The following is a 12,565-nucleotide window of genomic DNA, read 5'->3' on the forward strand; positions in this document are numbered from 1 at the left end:
CTTGAAGCTATCAAAAATTTGTTTGACTGCTTTGCTAGTCTTCAGTAAATCCTCAACATTATCTTGTTTAGCTGATAAATTGACTAAAGCCATAGCATATTGTAAAGCAATGTCTTCAGACTGGTTGAAACACTCGAAAATTTCTTTGATGTTTTTTGCAGTGTTTATTCGCTCCTCAACATTCACTTGTTCAACCAACAAATTGAAAAGAAGCATAGCATAAAGTAAAGCAGTGTCTTCTGATTCAGAGTATTGTTCATAAATTATTCTTGCTTTTTCTGCTAGAGCTTCACATATAGCCTTATCTGTTTCCTTGACCGATAAGTCAAGGAGCTTACCTAACTCTTCTAAACTTTGTTCCAAATTGTATTTCTGTTCATCCATACTATGCCCTCACTTTGAAATAGTAATTATTGCTAGTTAAAACTAATCTGCCTTTTCGTTTCACTATTAGTTTTTACATATTTTATTATATCAAAAACAAGATTATTCTACTAGCATATCTATGATGATTTTATATCTCGAATCCCCAAAAAAGCCAGACATCCGTCTGGCTTGAAAAGTATTTCTCGTTGAGTTGAATTTCAACCTTTTAAAGGATTTTATCCGCTCGATCCACCATAAAGAGGGAGATTGTCATGATGACATCAATGATGAGGAGAGCCAAAACAGCTGGGATCCAAGAATGAAACATGTCAAAACTATAGCCAAACAGAGTTGGTCCAAAGGCTGCTAGGATGTAACCACCGGTCTGGGCAAGACCAGATAATTGGGCCGTTTTTTCAGGAGAGCTGGTTTTAATAGAGAAGCAAACCATGAGATAAGGGAAAAGAGCGCTACAAGCAGTACCAATCAAGAGATGCGCTACTAACCAGTAAAGGAAATTCTTGCTCGGGTATAGGAGCATAGCAATTCCAAGCAATCCAGCCAGAGAGATGACTGTCAGCATGATTTGACGGTGACCATTGGACAAACGAGTTGTTAAACTTGGGATTGTCATCGAGAAGGGGATACTAATCAGTGAAAAGATAGAAGCCAGAAGTCCGGCATCCGTATGAGATAGTCCAGCGCTGATGGCCATGGTTGGTAACCAGGTCATACTGGTATAAAAGAGTAGGGATTGGAGTCCACCGAAGACAATAATAGCCCAAACTTTCTTGTCTTTTAGAATGTTCTCTTTCTTTTGTTTTTTCTCATGTCCTTCTAGAAAATGATTGTGACGATGATTGGGGAACCAGACAGCTAAAGTGAGTAGGCAGACAAAGGATAGGCAGAGGATCAAGCCTTTCCAAGATGTCGCCTGAGTAATGGGAACAGAGAGATAAGAAGCAAGAGCTGTTGCGATTCCCATGGAAGTCACATAAACCGTCGTAAGGAGACTAATCTTTTGTGGATAGTTGGCCTGAATGGCGCTAGGAAGAAGTACGTTAAAAATAGCGACGCTTGCTCCGATGAGTAGGGTTCCCAGATAAAGCAATGGGAGATTGAAGATACGAATCACTGAGCCAATTGTCAAGACGAGGAGGCTGTAGGTAAAAAGGTGCTCGAGTCCAATCTTTTGAGCCAAACGCGTCGCAAAAGAGGAGAAAAGAGCAAACATTAAGAGAGGAAGGCTGGTCAAAACTCCAAGTGAGCTGACCTCAACTCCTAAACCTTGAGCAATATCTCCTAAAATAGTCGGTAAGGCCGTAAAAGGAGCTCTTAAGACCGCTCCGATTAAGATAATTCCTAGAATAAAAAAGAGTGATCGTTTTTTCATGTGAACCTCTCTAAGATGATTTTGATAACAGCCTATTTTAAGTTTTTTTCTAAGAGATGTCAAGCTAGAGCAGGGAGATCGGTGTTTTACTTAAACTAAATAAAAGTAAAGTAGGACGAGTTGTTTACTAGTTTTTTTCTGGGATTCAAATAAAAATAGGAAAGTCTGGGAATTTGTGATAAAATAGTGAAAGAAAATATTTAGGAGACTGTAAGTGATTCAACAAATCGATAATTTAATCGTCTCTATTGTGATTAGTGCTTATAATGAAGAGAAGTACTTACCGGACTTAATTGAAGATTTAAAAAAACAGACATACAATAAAGAAAATATTGAAATTTTATTTATTAATGCAATGTCTACTGATAAGACAACGGATATTATTCAGCGATTTATCTCTGAGGATACCGAATTTAGGTCAATTAGATTGTATGATAACCCTAAAAAGAATCAAGCAAGTGGTTTTAATTTAGGGATTAAGAACTCTAATGGAGACCTTATTTTGAAGATTGATGCGCATTCCAAAGTCACAGAGGATTTTGTGAAGAATAATGTTGAGATCATCAATCAGGGGGAATATGTCTGTGGGGGGCCTAGACCAACGCTTGTTGAAGGCGAAGGGAAATGGTCAGAAGCTTTACATATCGTTGAAGAAAATATGTTTGGAAGTAGCATCGCAGATTATCGAAATAGCTCTCAAGACAGATATGTTTCTTCTATTTTTCATGGCATGTACCGTCGAGAAGTTTTTGAGAAAGCTGGTCTAGTCGATGAACAACTTGGAAGAACAGAAGACAATGAACTTCATTATCGTATCAGAAATCACGGATATAAGATAAGATTTAGTCCTAACGTTTTATCTTATCAATATATTCGACCAACATTTAAAAAGATGCTCCACCAAAAGTATTCAAATGGTCTATGGATTGGATTGACAACTCATGTTAAACCAAAATGTCTATCTATTTTTCATTATGTTCCCTTTGCGTTTGTGTTAAGCATTTTTGTAAGTGCTATGTTACTACCTTTTTCTCCCTTGTTTTTAATGTTTCTATTAGCGATTTATGGCCTATTTGTTATATTATTGACTATACTTTCCCTATTGAAACATAAAAATGAAGTATTACTGTTAATGCCTTTTATGTTGTTTTCTATCCATTTTGCTTACGGTATAGGTACAATAGTTGGATTAATCAAAGGTTTTAAATGGAGAAAAAGTTATAAAAACGAAATTCAGTATTTAAATTAAGATTTTTTAAGCATGCTTAATTAAACATTTTCTCTGTGTAGGAGGATACCATTCACATGAATAAAAAAATGACAGATTATGTAATTGATCTGGTTGAAGTGTTAAATAAACAACAAAAACAAGTCTTTTGGGGGATTTTTGATGCTGCCAGCATGATTTCCTCAATCATTGTTTCTTATATCTTGTTTTATGGATTGATCAATCCAGCTCCTGTGGACTATGTCATCTATACAAGCTTGACCTTCCTTTTCTATCAAATCATGATTGGATTCTGGGGTCTCAATGCTAGTATTAGTCGCTATAGCAAAATCACAGACTTTATGAAGATATTCATCGGAGTAAGTATCAGCAGTGTCTTGTCTTATCTTCTTTGTTATGCCTTCTTGCCACTTTTCTCTGTGCGCTTTATTGTCCTCTTTATCTTATTGACAACCTTCTTGATTCTCTTCCCTCGTATTACTTGGCAGTTGATCTATTCTAGACGTAAAAAGAGTGATGGAGAAGGGGAACATCGTCGTACCTTCTTGATTGGTGCGGGAGACGGTGGAGCTCTCTTTATGAACAGCTACCAGCATCCTACGAGTGATCTTGAGTTAGTGGGTATTTTGGACAATGATGAAAAGAAAAAAGGCCAAAAACTAGGAGGAATCCCAGTCTTAGGATCTTATGAACAGTTACCAGAACTCTCAAAACGTCATCAGATTGAAAAAGTTATCGTTGCGATTCCTTCTCTTGATCCATCCGAGTATGAGCGTATCCTAAAAATGTGTAACCAACTTGGCTTGAAGTGTTATAAGATGCCCAAGATTGAGTCGGTTGTACAAGGATTGCATCCTCAGGTAGGTGGTTTCCAAAAAATCGATATTACGGACCTTTTGGGACGTAAAGAAATTCAACTAGATGAGTCACGCCTAGGCTCAGAAATTACTGGAAAAACCATCTTAGTAACAGGTGCAGGAGGTTCTATCGGGTCTGAGATTTGCCGTCAGGTTAGTCGCTTTAATCCAGAGCGCGTGGTTCTCTTGGGTCATGGGGAAAACTCCATTTATCTGATCTATCATGAATTGATTCGTAGCTTCCAAGGAATTGACTATGTTCCTGTGATTGCAGACATCCAAGACTACGATCGCTTGCTTCAAGTATTTGAGCAGTACCAACCAGCCATTGTTTACCACGCTGCTGCCCATAAGCACGTGCCAATGATGGAACGTAATCCCAAAGAAGCCTTTAAGAATAATATCCTCGGAACTTATAATGTCGCCAAGGCAGTTGACGCCGCTAAGGTACCGAAGATGGTCATGATTTCGACAGATAAGGCTGTCAATCCACCAAATGTTATGGGAGCTACCAAACGTGTGGCAGAGTTGATTGTTACAGGATTTAACCAACGTAGCCAGTCTACCTATTGTGCGGTTCGTTTTGGGAATGTTCTCGGTAGCCGTGGTAGTGTGATTCCAGTATTTGAGCGTCAGATTGCAGAGGGTGGTCCAGTGACTGTGACAGACTTCCGTATGACTCGTTACTTTATGACCATTCCAGAAGCTAGCCGTTTGGTGATCCATGCAGGAGCTTATGCTAAAGATGGAGAAGTTTTTATCCTTGATATGGGCAAACCAGTTAAGATTTATGATTTGGCCAAGAAAATGGTTCTTCTCAGTGGGCGTACTGAAAATGAAATTCCAATTGTAGAAGTGGGAATCCGTCCAGGTGAGAAACTCTATGAGGAGTTGTTGGTATCTACTGAATTGGTTGATAATCAAGTCATGGATAAGATTTTTGTTGGTAAAGTTAATGTCATGCCACTTGAAGTTATAGATCAAAAGATTGAAGAATTCCGTATCTTGCAAGGTTCAGAGTTGAAGCAAGCCATTATCGGTTTTGCAAATGAAACAACTCACACTCATTAAAAAAGAAAAAGGTATGATTCCTAGCTTCATGTTAGAAGCGAGTGGAATCATACCTTTTATGATAACGAATGGTCCTTTACCAATTTTTATACGAACTTGTCATTGTTGAACATTTATGGTAAACTAAATTTATACTATTTGAAAATCAAAGTAAATAAGGTCTGTGTCGCTTTACTGTACTTAGATATGGTTTATAACGAACTTTCTAATTTGCTCTTTCATTTTCATTTCGTATGAATTAAAAAAATAGGGAGTAACTTATGATTAACGCATATAAGAATTTCTTTAAAGGTTATGTAGATTTTACAGGCCGTTCAACACGCTCAGAGTATTGGTGGATTTGGCTAGGAAATATGATTCTCCTTGTCCCTTTTTACTCAGTATATTTTAAGGCACTCGCAAATCCAAGAAATGAGGCGGCTCTTATGGCCTTGGGTGGAATTGCTATTATTTATATGATCTTCGGTATAGCACTTTTCTTACCTGGACTTGCATTGACAGTTCGTCGACTACGTGATGCTGGTTTCCACTGGGCTCTAATCTTTATCATTTTTATTCCGATGGTTGGAGCTCTTGCTCTTTTAGTTTTGTTAGCTATGCCAACGAAACAAGTAGAAGTAGTAACCATCAATGAAACTGAAGAAGTGGTAGAAGTTTCACCATTCGAAGAATCAGACAAAAACTAAGAAGTTTATGTTTTTTTACAAGTGAAACTGTTTTAGAGTTTTCTTTATATTGTTAAGCAAATATCTGACACTCCCATATCTAAAAATAGATTTGGGAGTGTTTTATAACAATGAGTCTACTTTATAGTATACAGTTGTTAAAAAGGAGAAATATCTTGTTTAGGGCTTATATAAATTTTTTAATAGGTTATGTAGATTTTGTAGGACGCTCAACACGTCCAGAATATTGGTGGGTTTGGCTGATGAATCATATCTTGTTCCTGCCCCTGTATATCCTTATCTTCAATAAAGAGATAAACCAAGGTCCTTCTCTGAACTTTACTTTAGTTATATTGGTTGTCAGTATTTATGCCATTTTGGCTCTACTTCTTTTGTTGCCTACTTTAGCGTTAAAGATTCGACGTTTGCGTGATGGAGGTTTCCACTGGGCCTTTATCTTCCTTCACTTTGTTCCAATGGTCGGACGTTTTGCTCTATTAGTTCTGCTAGCCATGCCAAGTAAGGAAGTAGAAATAGTAACAATCAATAGATCTAAAGAAGTTGAAAGCGAAGAAGTTTCCCCTTTTGAATAATTGGACGAGTACGGGGAATGTCATTCTCCTCATTATGATCAGACAAAAAGCTCCCAAACCTAACTTTTAGGCTGGGAGTCTTTTGTTTAACGTTTTAATTGTAGATGCTGTAAAATGTCTGTTGGCTGGTGAGCAATCCAGTCAGGATTATAGCCCATGAGGTCTCTCTCCTCACCAAATCCCCAGGTTACTGCTAGTTTTTTAATGCCAGTTTCTTGGGCACCAATCATATCAAACTTGGTATCTCCGATAATAACGACTGTTTCGGGAGCTAGATGATGAGTTTCCAGAGCTTGACGAATGACATCAGCCTTGTGTAGGGCCTGAGGGCTTGAACCATAAATGCCATCAAAAAAGTGGTCAATCCCAAAATTGCTAGTCATGTCAACGGCGGTTGGTGTATTCTTCGTAGTAGTGATATAAAGAGGATAATGCTCAGCTAGTTCTACGAGTAAATCTTTGATATGTGGAAAGAGTTGGGCTTCGTACACACCTTTTTCCTTATAATAAGAGCGATAGAGCTGGATGGCTTCCTCTATCTGCTCAGTCGGCAAACAACTAGCAAAGCTGGTTTCTAGTGGGGGCCCCATAAAACCTCGAATGATTTTGGCACCAGGGCTAGAAACTCCAAGTTGGTCAAAGGTATAGGTGAAACCATTATGGATACCGATAGAACTATCAACTAGCGTTCCATCTAAGTCAAAAAAGATAGCAGATATAGATGACATTGATTCTCCTCATAATGATGAAATTATTCGCCGAAGATTTCTTTTTGAAGGCGACGACCTGTAGGTGTGGCAGCGAGCCCCCCTTCAGCAGTTTCACGAAAGGCAGTTGGGAGGCTAGATCCTACTTGATACATGGCGTCAATGACCTCATCAACTGGAATTTTGGATTCAATACCAGCCAGAGCCATATCGGCTGCGATGAAGGCGAAGCTTGCTCCCATGGCATTCCGCTTGACACAAGGAACTTCAACCAAACCTGCAACGGGGTCACAGATTAGGCCGAGCATATTTTTGATAACGAAGGCGATAGCCTGGCTCGCTTGATAAGGCGTTCCGCCTGCAGCTAGAGTTAGGGCAGCGGCACTCATGGCTGAAGCTGAACCGACTTCGGCCTGGCAGCCACCTTCGGCTCCCGAGATAGAAGCGTTGTTAGCAATCACGAGTCCAAAAGCACCTGCAGCGAATAAGAAGTCTAGTTGTTGTTCATGAGTTAGATTGAGTTTTTGAATAGCAGATGTGAGAACTGCGGGAAGACAACCTGCGCTACCTGCGGTCGGTGTCGCACAAACAAGACCCATCTTAGCATTGTGCTCATTAACGGCAATGGCGTTACGGGCGGCAGACAAGACAGTGAAGTCTGATAGGGTCTTTCCTTTTTTGATGTAGTGGTCAAGCTTGGCAGCATCTCCACCTGTCAAACCGCTACGAGATTTCTTCTCGCTAAGTCCGAGTTCTACAGAAGCCTTCATGACTTCAAGGTTGCGCTCCATGAGAAGGAGAACTTCTTCACGTTCACGACCGGTTAGCTCAAACTCGGTCGTAATCATGAGTTCAGCAACATTGCCTTGAAAATCAAGTTCAGCTTGTTGGACTAATTCTTTGATAGAGTAAAACATATTTTCTCCTATTGAAAGAAATTGACATTGTGCAGATGAGGAATTTTACGAATTTCTTCGATAGATTCATCACAGTTGCGACTATCAACTTCGATAATCATAATGGCTTTTTCGCCAGCCTTTTCTCGGGTTACATTCATCTGAGCGATATTGATGTCAAAGCGAGAGAGGGCCTCTGTTACGTGAGCAATCATACCTGGAACATCCTGATGAACGATGATGATGGTAGGAGTGTTCATGTTGAGGGATACCGCAAAACCATTGAGCTCTGTCACTTGGATATTACCACCCCCGATTGAAATTCCTGTTACACTGATGGTCTTGTGCTCATTCTTAACCGTTATTTTCGTAGTGTTTGGGTGAGGGGCGTTACTGTCTTTCTGGATAGTCCAGACAATTTTGATGCCACGCTTGTGAGCAATTTCTAAACTATTTGGAATTTCTGGATCATCTGTGTCCATTCCCAGGATTCCAGCGACAAGGGCTAAATCGGTTCCATGCCCGCGATAGGTTTTTGCAAAAGAATTAAAAAGCTGGAACTCAACCTCGGTTGGAGTATCGTCAAAGATAGAAGAGACGATTTTACCGATACGAACAGCTCCTGCCGTGTGACTACTAGATGGACCAATCATGACTGGTCCAATGATATCAAAGACAGATTGAAAACGAAGTGATTGCATCTGTTTCCCCTTAAAAAGATTCTTACCTCTATTATATCAAAGATTAGATGCAAGCGCTCAATTCCATGATAAAATATCTAAAATCCCCATAAAGCCTCTAAAATCAAGCCTTTTGTAACAAAAAGAGGCTATTTAAGTGAAATAAAACATAGTCTTGTAACATTTCTACATAAAACCGTCAAGAAACAGTAATAATAGTAGGGTATGATGGAAATATAAGAAAGAAGGAGAATCTTTTAATATGAAATCAACAACTAACAAAATTAAAACAGGACTTGTAGGAGTAGCAGCAGCGCTTGCTTTTCTTGCACCATCACTTGCTTTTGCACAAGAAACAACAACTTACACAGTAAAATCAGGTGACACTCTATCAGGAATCGCTGAAAAATACAATACAACTGTTGAAAAATTGGCAGAAAAAAATAAGATTAAAGATATTCATTTGATCTATGTAGACCAAGTATTGGTTATTGATGGTGAAGCACCAGCAACTTCAACTACTTCAGCTGCGACAGCAGAAGCTCCAGTAGCAGCACCTGCAGCTACTGAAACAACAACTTATGAAGCGCCAGCAGCAAGCGTAACTGTAGCAGAAGAAACTTCAGCATCAACTTCAACCGTCAGCGGATCTGAAGCAGAAGCTAAAGAATGGATCGCTCAAAAAGAATCAGGCGGTAGCTACACAGCTACAAACGGACGTTACATCGGACGTTACCAATTGACAGATTCATACTTGAACGGTGACTACTCAGCAGAAAACCAAGAACGTGTAGCAGATGCTTACGTTGCAGGACGTTACGGTTCATGGACAGCTGCTAAGAACTTCTGGCTTAACAACGGTTGGTACTAAGAACTAACTAGCAGAATAAGATGCAAAAGTCGAGGGATTTCCTCGGCTTTTTTATATTTCCTTTGCTTGATAACAGGTCTCTACTTCCTTTTTGAGGTGAGATAGCATGGAGGTTTCATCAGTTAACTCCAGAAGGGAGAAGCCCTTTTGAAGCAGATGATCATTACTAGTACAAATACCTATTCGAACATAGGCAATAGCCAAAATATCGTATCTTTTCTTTTTCTTAGCATCCTCTAGTAAGGTGTAGCAGATTTGTTGACAGGTATTTTTATCTTGATTGTACAAGTAAATGGTGGACAGATTGAGTAGGATTGCCATTCGTAATTCATATAAATGTCGATAGTTTTTATATTCTTCCAAGCGTTGCAAGATTTGTTCAGTGATCAGATGGAGGTGTTCGATGGGAAAGCTAAAAAGTATGGTATTGAGGATTTTTAGGTCACTTTCATACCATGTATCTTGTTCTTCAATTTTTTCCCAAAGCTTTTTGACCGTTTGTTCCACTTGGATTGAAAGTTGTCCTGTTCCGTGTTGACGGATATAAATGACAACTTCCAACATATCTCTGATTTCCTCTATAGGTAGATCGTGACGGATCTTAAGATAGTCTTGGCATGTTTCAAATAAATTGACTAGACTACTGGTACCAAAGATGGAACTCGTATTGAGATAGGTTTGCATGATTTCTGTTCGCTGGCTCGGTTTATAGAGATGGCAGATGTATTCAAACTCTTCAAAACTCATATTGATTTGACGGAGAAGAAACTCCATGTTTTCATATTTGGGAGTTGCCTTGCCACTTTCAAACTTGGAAAGGCTGGTTCTTGAAAGGACATTTCCACAGACCTCTTCTTGTGTCAATCCTTTTGACTCACGTATTTCTTTATACACTTTCCCGAAATCATAGCGCATGATTTCCTCCTTTTTGTGAAAAAAGTTAACAATAAATAGAATTCTATTAAACATATTGTATCATAAGAATATAGAAATTAAAGTGGATATCATGAGAAGAAAATAAGAAAGGTGATTTTATCTATAGTAGGTAGAATCTAAAAAATAAATTATGACTCATTTAAAATTTTATATCAAATCCGTTCTTTGTTCATTGGTATTTTTTATCCTTTTAATTCTTTTTATTAAAAATATATATTACCCTGCTCTAAAGGTAACTATTGAAGTTATTATGACGTTTTCGATAGGTAGTCTTTGTTATGCCATTTTTTGTAAAACAAATCGTGCTGCTTTTCTGCCAATTTCGGTTGTTTTATTTTTGTTGACACTCTATTTGATGGGAGGATAGTATTTTAGCAGGAACTTTGTCAGTTTGCATTTTTCTCTTGGAGAAATTATGACGATTGAAATTTTAGTGGCTTTAAGTGGAGTAAATTTGCTATCAAGATTTTTCAAAAAAAGAGAAGTCAATAGATTTGCTAGTGGATTATTAAGACGAAAGGTAAAATTGGGATATTTAAAATGAAACATTTTTTTGCAGGAATTGGTGAAGGTCATTTTTTGTTATTTTTATTATATCTAAGCATGTCTACTAGTCCAATTATTGGACTAGTGATTGGACATACTAAAATAAATCTAATAAATTCTATTATTATAGCTCTTAGTACGATATGGGCATTAATTTTGGTATTATCAAGAGTGTATAGAAAATATTTTTATAGAGACGATGATGACTAAAGTTTTTATCAATAAAACCAGAGGTTGGTAGATTATCAGCCTCTTTCTTGTCTTCTCTAACCAAGCATGTTATAATGAAAACTGCTCAAACGACCTTCAATCGTAAGCACACACGACCTTCAATCGTGAACTAGTCATTTCGTTTATCTTTTATTACGTCGTTAACTCGAAATGAGATGCAAGCTGAGCTTGTCTGATTTATAACCTCAATCAGTCTCCCAGACTGATTGAGCGAACTCAAGTTATGCCTGCGACTCGTTGCCTATCATATTTTCATTTTAAGATGATAGGCTAAAATGGTCTCCCAGACCATTTTACTACTAAAAGCAAACGAAATGACTATACTCAAAGAAATTCTATTGAAAGTCATAGTAAATAGAATTTTGAGGGGTATAAATAAACGAATAGATGGGAGACTTACCATGAGTGATAACTCTAAAACACGTGTTGTCGTGGGGATGAGTGGTGGTGTCGATTCGTCGGTGACGGCTCTCTTGCTCAAGGAGCAGGGCTACGATGTGATCGGTATCTTCATGAAGAACTGGGATGACACAGATGAAAACGGCGTCTGTACGGCGACCGAAGATTACAAGGATGTGGCTGCGGTAGCAGACCAGATTGGCATTCCTTACTACTCTGTCAACTTTGAGAAAGAGTATTGGGACCGCGTTTTTGAGTATTTCCTAGCGGAATACCGTGCAGGGCGCACGCCGAATCCAGACGTTATGTGCAACAAGGAAATCAAGTTCAAGGCCTTTTTGGACTATGCCATGACCTTGGGTGCAGACTATGTAGCGACTGGTCACTATGCCCGTGTAGCGAGTGATGAGGATGGCATCGTTCATATGCTTCGTGGCGTGGACAATGGCAAGGACCAGACCTATTTCCTCAGCCAACTTTCGCAAGAACAACTTCAAAAAACCATGTTCCCACTGGGGCATTTGGAAAAACCTGAAGTACGAAAAATAGCTGAAGAAGCAGGACTTGCGACTGCTAAGAAGAAAGACTCGACAGGGATTTGCTTTATCGGAGAAAAGAACTTTAAAGAATTTCTCAGCAACTACCTACCAGCTCAGCCTGGTCGCATGATGACTGTGGATGGACGTGATATGGGCGAACATGCTGGTCTGATGTATTATACGATTGGTCAGCGTGGTGGCCTAGGTATTGGTGGACAACACGGCGGTGACAATGCCCCTTGGTTTGTTGTTGGAAAAGACCTGAGCAAGAATATCCTCTATGTCGGCCAAGGATTCTACCATGATTCGCTCATGTCAACTAGCCTAGAGGCGAGTCAAGTCCACTTTACTCGTGACATGCCAGAGGAATTTACGCTCGAATGTACGGCTAAATTCCGCTACCGTCAGCCGGACTCGAAGGTGACTGTACATGTCAAAGGAGACAAGGCAGAGGTCATTTTCGCAGAACCGCAACGCGCCATTACACCAGGACAGGCAGTTGTCTTTTACGATGGTGAAGAATGTCTCGGTGGTGGTTTGATTGATAATGCCTACCGCGATGGCAAGGTTTGTCAGTATGTCTAACT

At 39.2% G+C, this 12,565-nt stretch carries 13 protein-coding genes and 1 pseudogene; 8 read left to right on the forward strand and 6 right to left on the reverse strand.

From position 1 onward, the window contains the following. Together HMPREF2619_RS11120 and HMPREF2619_RS02635 are read right to left on the reverse strand one after the other, a co-directional pair. Positions 1-384 (reverse strand): annotated as a pseudogene (locus tag HMPREF2619_RS11120) (hypothetical protein); the annotation flags it as partial. A gap of 208 nt (positions 385-592) precedes the next feature. Continuing rightward, positions 593-1,759, reverse strand: a complete 1,167-nt coding sequence (locus HMPREF2619_RS02635) for a CynX/NimT family MFS transporter (RefSeq protein WP_070458842.1) — start codon at positions 1,757-1,759, stop codon at positions 593-595. A gap of 214 nt (positions 1,760-1,973) precedes the next feature. On the opposite strand from HMPREF2619_RS02635, the gene HMPREF2619_RS02640 reads away from it, so the two are divergent. The 4 genes from HMPREF2619_RS02640 to HMPREF2619_RS02655 all read left to right on the forward strand — a co-directional run bounded on the left by HMPREF2619_RS02640 (position 1,974) and on the right by HMPREF2619_RS02655 (position 6,173). Further along, complete coding sequence (locus tag HMPREF2619_RS02640) at positions 1,974-3,008, forward strand: glycosyltransferase family 2 protein (protein WP_070458844.1); 1,035 nt, start codon at positions 1,974-1,976, stop codon at positions 3,006-3,008. Positions 3,009-3,064: 56 nt separating this feature from the next. Beyond that, positions 3,065-4,915: a nucleoside-diphosphate sugar epimerase/dehydratase gene (locus HMPREF2619_RS02645; protein WP_070458846.1), complete on the forward strand. Its 1,851-nt coding sequence runs from the start codon at positions 3,065-3,067 to the stop codon at positions 4,913-4,915. A 260-nt stretch (positions 4,916-5,175) separates the two neighbouring features. After that, a complete protein-coding gene (locus tag HMPREF2619_RS02650) occupies positions 5,176-5,601 on the forward strand; it encodes a DUF805 domain-containing protein (protein ID WP_000606342.1) in 426 nt (141 codons plus the stop codon). Between the two features lie 155 nt (positions 5,602-5,756). Continuing rightward, on the forward strand, positions 5,757-6,173 hold the full coding sequence (locus tag HMPREF2619_RS02655) for a DUF805 domain-containing protein (RefSeq protein WP_070458848.1): 417 nt from the start codon (positions 5,757-5,759) through the stop codon (positions 6,171-6,173). A gap of 86 nt (positions 6,174-6,259) precedes the next feature. Here HMPREF2619_RS02655 and HMPREF2619_RS02660 read toward each other — a convergent pair whose 3' ends face one another. Genes HMPREF2619_RS02660 through sdaAB form a run of 3 tightly spaced genes read right to left on the reverse strand, consistent with a single transcriptional unit; the run spans position 6,260 to position 8,477 of the window. Further along, positions 6,260-6,901, reverse strand: a complete 642-nt coding sequence (locus HMPREF2619_RS02660; protein WP_060956320.1) for an HAD hydrolase-like protein — start codon at positions 6,899-6,901, stop codon at positions 6,260-6,262. 23 nt (positions 6,902-6,924) lie between these two features. Further along, positions 6,925-7,797: an L-serine ammonia-lyase, iron-sulfur-dependent, subunit alpha gene (sdaAA, locus tag HMPREF2619_RS02665; protein WP_070458850.1), complete on the reverse strand. Its 873-nt coding sequence runs from the start codon at positions 7,795-7,797 to the stop codon at positions 6,925-6,927. Between the two features lie 8 nt (positions 7,798-7,805). Next, positions 7,806-8,477: an L-serine ammonia-lyase, iron-sulfur-dependent subunit beta gene (gene sdaAB, locus HMPREF2619_RS02670; RefSeq protein ID WP_001191178.1), complete on the reverse strand. Its 672-nt coding sequence runs from the start codon at positions 8,475-8,477 to the stop codon at positions 7,806-7,808. A 241-nt stretch (positions 8,478-8,718) separates the two neighbouring features. On the opposite strand from sdaAB, the gene HMPREF2619_RS02675 reads away from it, so the two are divergent. After that, the gene (locus HMPREF2619_RS02675; RefSeq protein ID WP_049504850.1) at positions 8,719-9,327 is read left to right on the forward strand and encodes an aggregation-promoting factor; all 609 of its coding nucleotides are present in this window, start codon (positions 8,719-8,721) and stop codon (positions 9,325-9,327) included. A gap of 51 nt (positions 9,328-9,378) precedes the next feature. Here the strand turns inward: HMPREF2619_RS02675 and HMPREF2619_RS02680 are convergent, their stop codons facing one another. Then, the gene (locus HMPREF2619_RS02680; protein ID WP_070458852.1) at positions 9,379-10,242 is read right to left on the reverse strand and encodes a helix-turn-helix domain-containing protein; all 864 of its coding nucleotides are present in this window, start codon (positions 10,240-10,242) and stop codon (positions 9,379-9,381) included. Positions 10,243-10,678: 436 nt separating this feature from the next. Between HMPREF2619_RS02680 and HMPREF2619_RS11570 the strand changes: the two genes are divergently transcribed. From HMPREF2619_RS11570 to mnmA, 3 genes are all read left to right on the forward strand, one after another. Next, positions 10,679-10,807 carry a hypothetical protein gene (locus HMPREF2619_RS11570; protein WP_261673713.1) on the forward strand — a complete coding sequence of 43 codons (129 nt, stop codon included), beginning with the start codon at positions 10,679-10,681 and terminating at the stop codon, positions 10,805-10,807. Next, positions 10,804-11,019: a hypothetical protein gene (locus tag HMPREF2619_RS11575; RefSeq protein WP_070458855.1), complete on the forward strand. Its 216-nt coding sequence runs from the start codon at positions 10,804-10,806 to the stop codon at positions 11,017-11,019. The genes HMPREF2619_RS11570 and HMPREF2619_RS11575 overlap by 4 nt, the downstream gene beginning before the upstream one ends. A gap of 422 nt (positions 11,020-11,441) precedes the next feature. Further along, positions 11,442-12,563 (forward strand): tRNA 2-thiouridine(34) synthase MnmA, encoded by a 1,122-nt coding sequence (gene mnmA, locus HMPREF2619_RS02690; protein ID WP_070458857.1) that lies wholly within the window; start codon positions 11,442-11,444, stop codon positions 12,561-12,563. The last annotated feature ends 2 nt before the right edge of the window (positions 12,564-12,565 follow it).

Origin of the sequence: Streptococcus sp. HMSC074B11 (genome assembly GCF_001808705.1) — a bacterium.
In the GTDB taxonomy this organism is placed as follows: domain Bacteria; phylum Bacillota; class Bacilli; order Lactobacillales; family Streptococcaceae; genus Streptococcus.

What these genes read in the sequence shown, in the direction of transcription:
- HMPREF2619_RS02635 (WP_070458842.1), bottom strand. Translation starts at nt 1,759, where the DNA reads ATGAAAAAACGATCACTCTTTTTTATTCTAGGAATTATCTTAATCGGA.
- HMPREF2619_RS02645 (WP_070458846.1), top strand. Translation starts at nt 3,065, where the DNA reads ATGAATAAAAAAATGACAGATTATGTAATTGATCTGGTTGAAGTGTTA.
- HMPREF2619_RS02650 (WP_000606342.1), top strand. Translation starts at nt 5,176, where the DNA reads ATGATTAACGCATATAAGAATTTCTTTAAAGGTTATGTAGATTTTACA.
- HMPREF2619_RS02660 (WP_060956320.1), bottom strand. Translation starts at nt 6,901, where the DNA reads ATGTCATCTATATCTGCTATCTTTTTTGACTTAGATGGAACGCTAGTT.
- sdaAA (WP_070458850.1), bottom strand. Translation starts at nt 7,797, where the DNA reads ATGTTTTACTCTATCAAAGAATTAGTCCAACAAGCTGAACTTGATTTT.
- sdaAB (WP_001191178.1), bottom strand. Translation starts at nt 8,477, where the DNA reads ATGCAATCACTTCGTTTTCAATCTGTCTTTGATATCATTGGACCAGTC.
- HMPREF2619_RS02675 (WP_049504850.1), top strand. Translation starts at nt 8,719, where the DNA reads ATGAAATCAACAACTAACAAAATTAAAACAGGACTTGTAGGAGTAGCA.
- HMPREF2619_RS02680 (WP_070458852.1), bottom strand. Translation starts at nt 10,242, where the DNA reads ATGCGCTATGATTTCGGGAAAGTGTATAAAGAAATACGTGAGTCAAAA.
- HMPREF2619_RS11570 (WP_261673713.1), top strand. Translation starts at nt 10,679, where the DNA reads ATGACGATTGAAATTTTAGTGGCTTTAAGTGGAGTAAATTTGCTATCA.
- HMPREF2619_RS11575 (WP_070458855.1), top strand. Translation starts at nt 10,804, where the DNA reads ATGAAACATTTTTTTGCAGGAATTGGTGAAGGTCATTTTTTGTTATTT.
- mnmA (WP_070458857.1), top strand. Translation starts at nt 11,442, where the DNA reads ATGAGTGATAACTCTAAAACACGTGTTGTCGTGGGGATGAGTGGTGGT.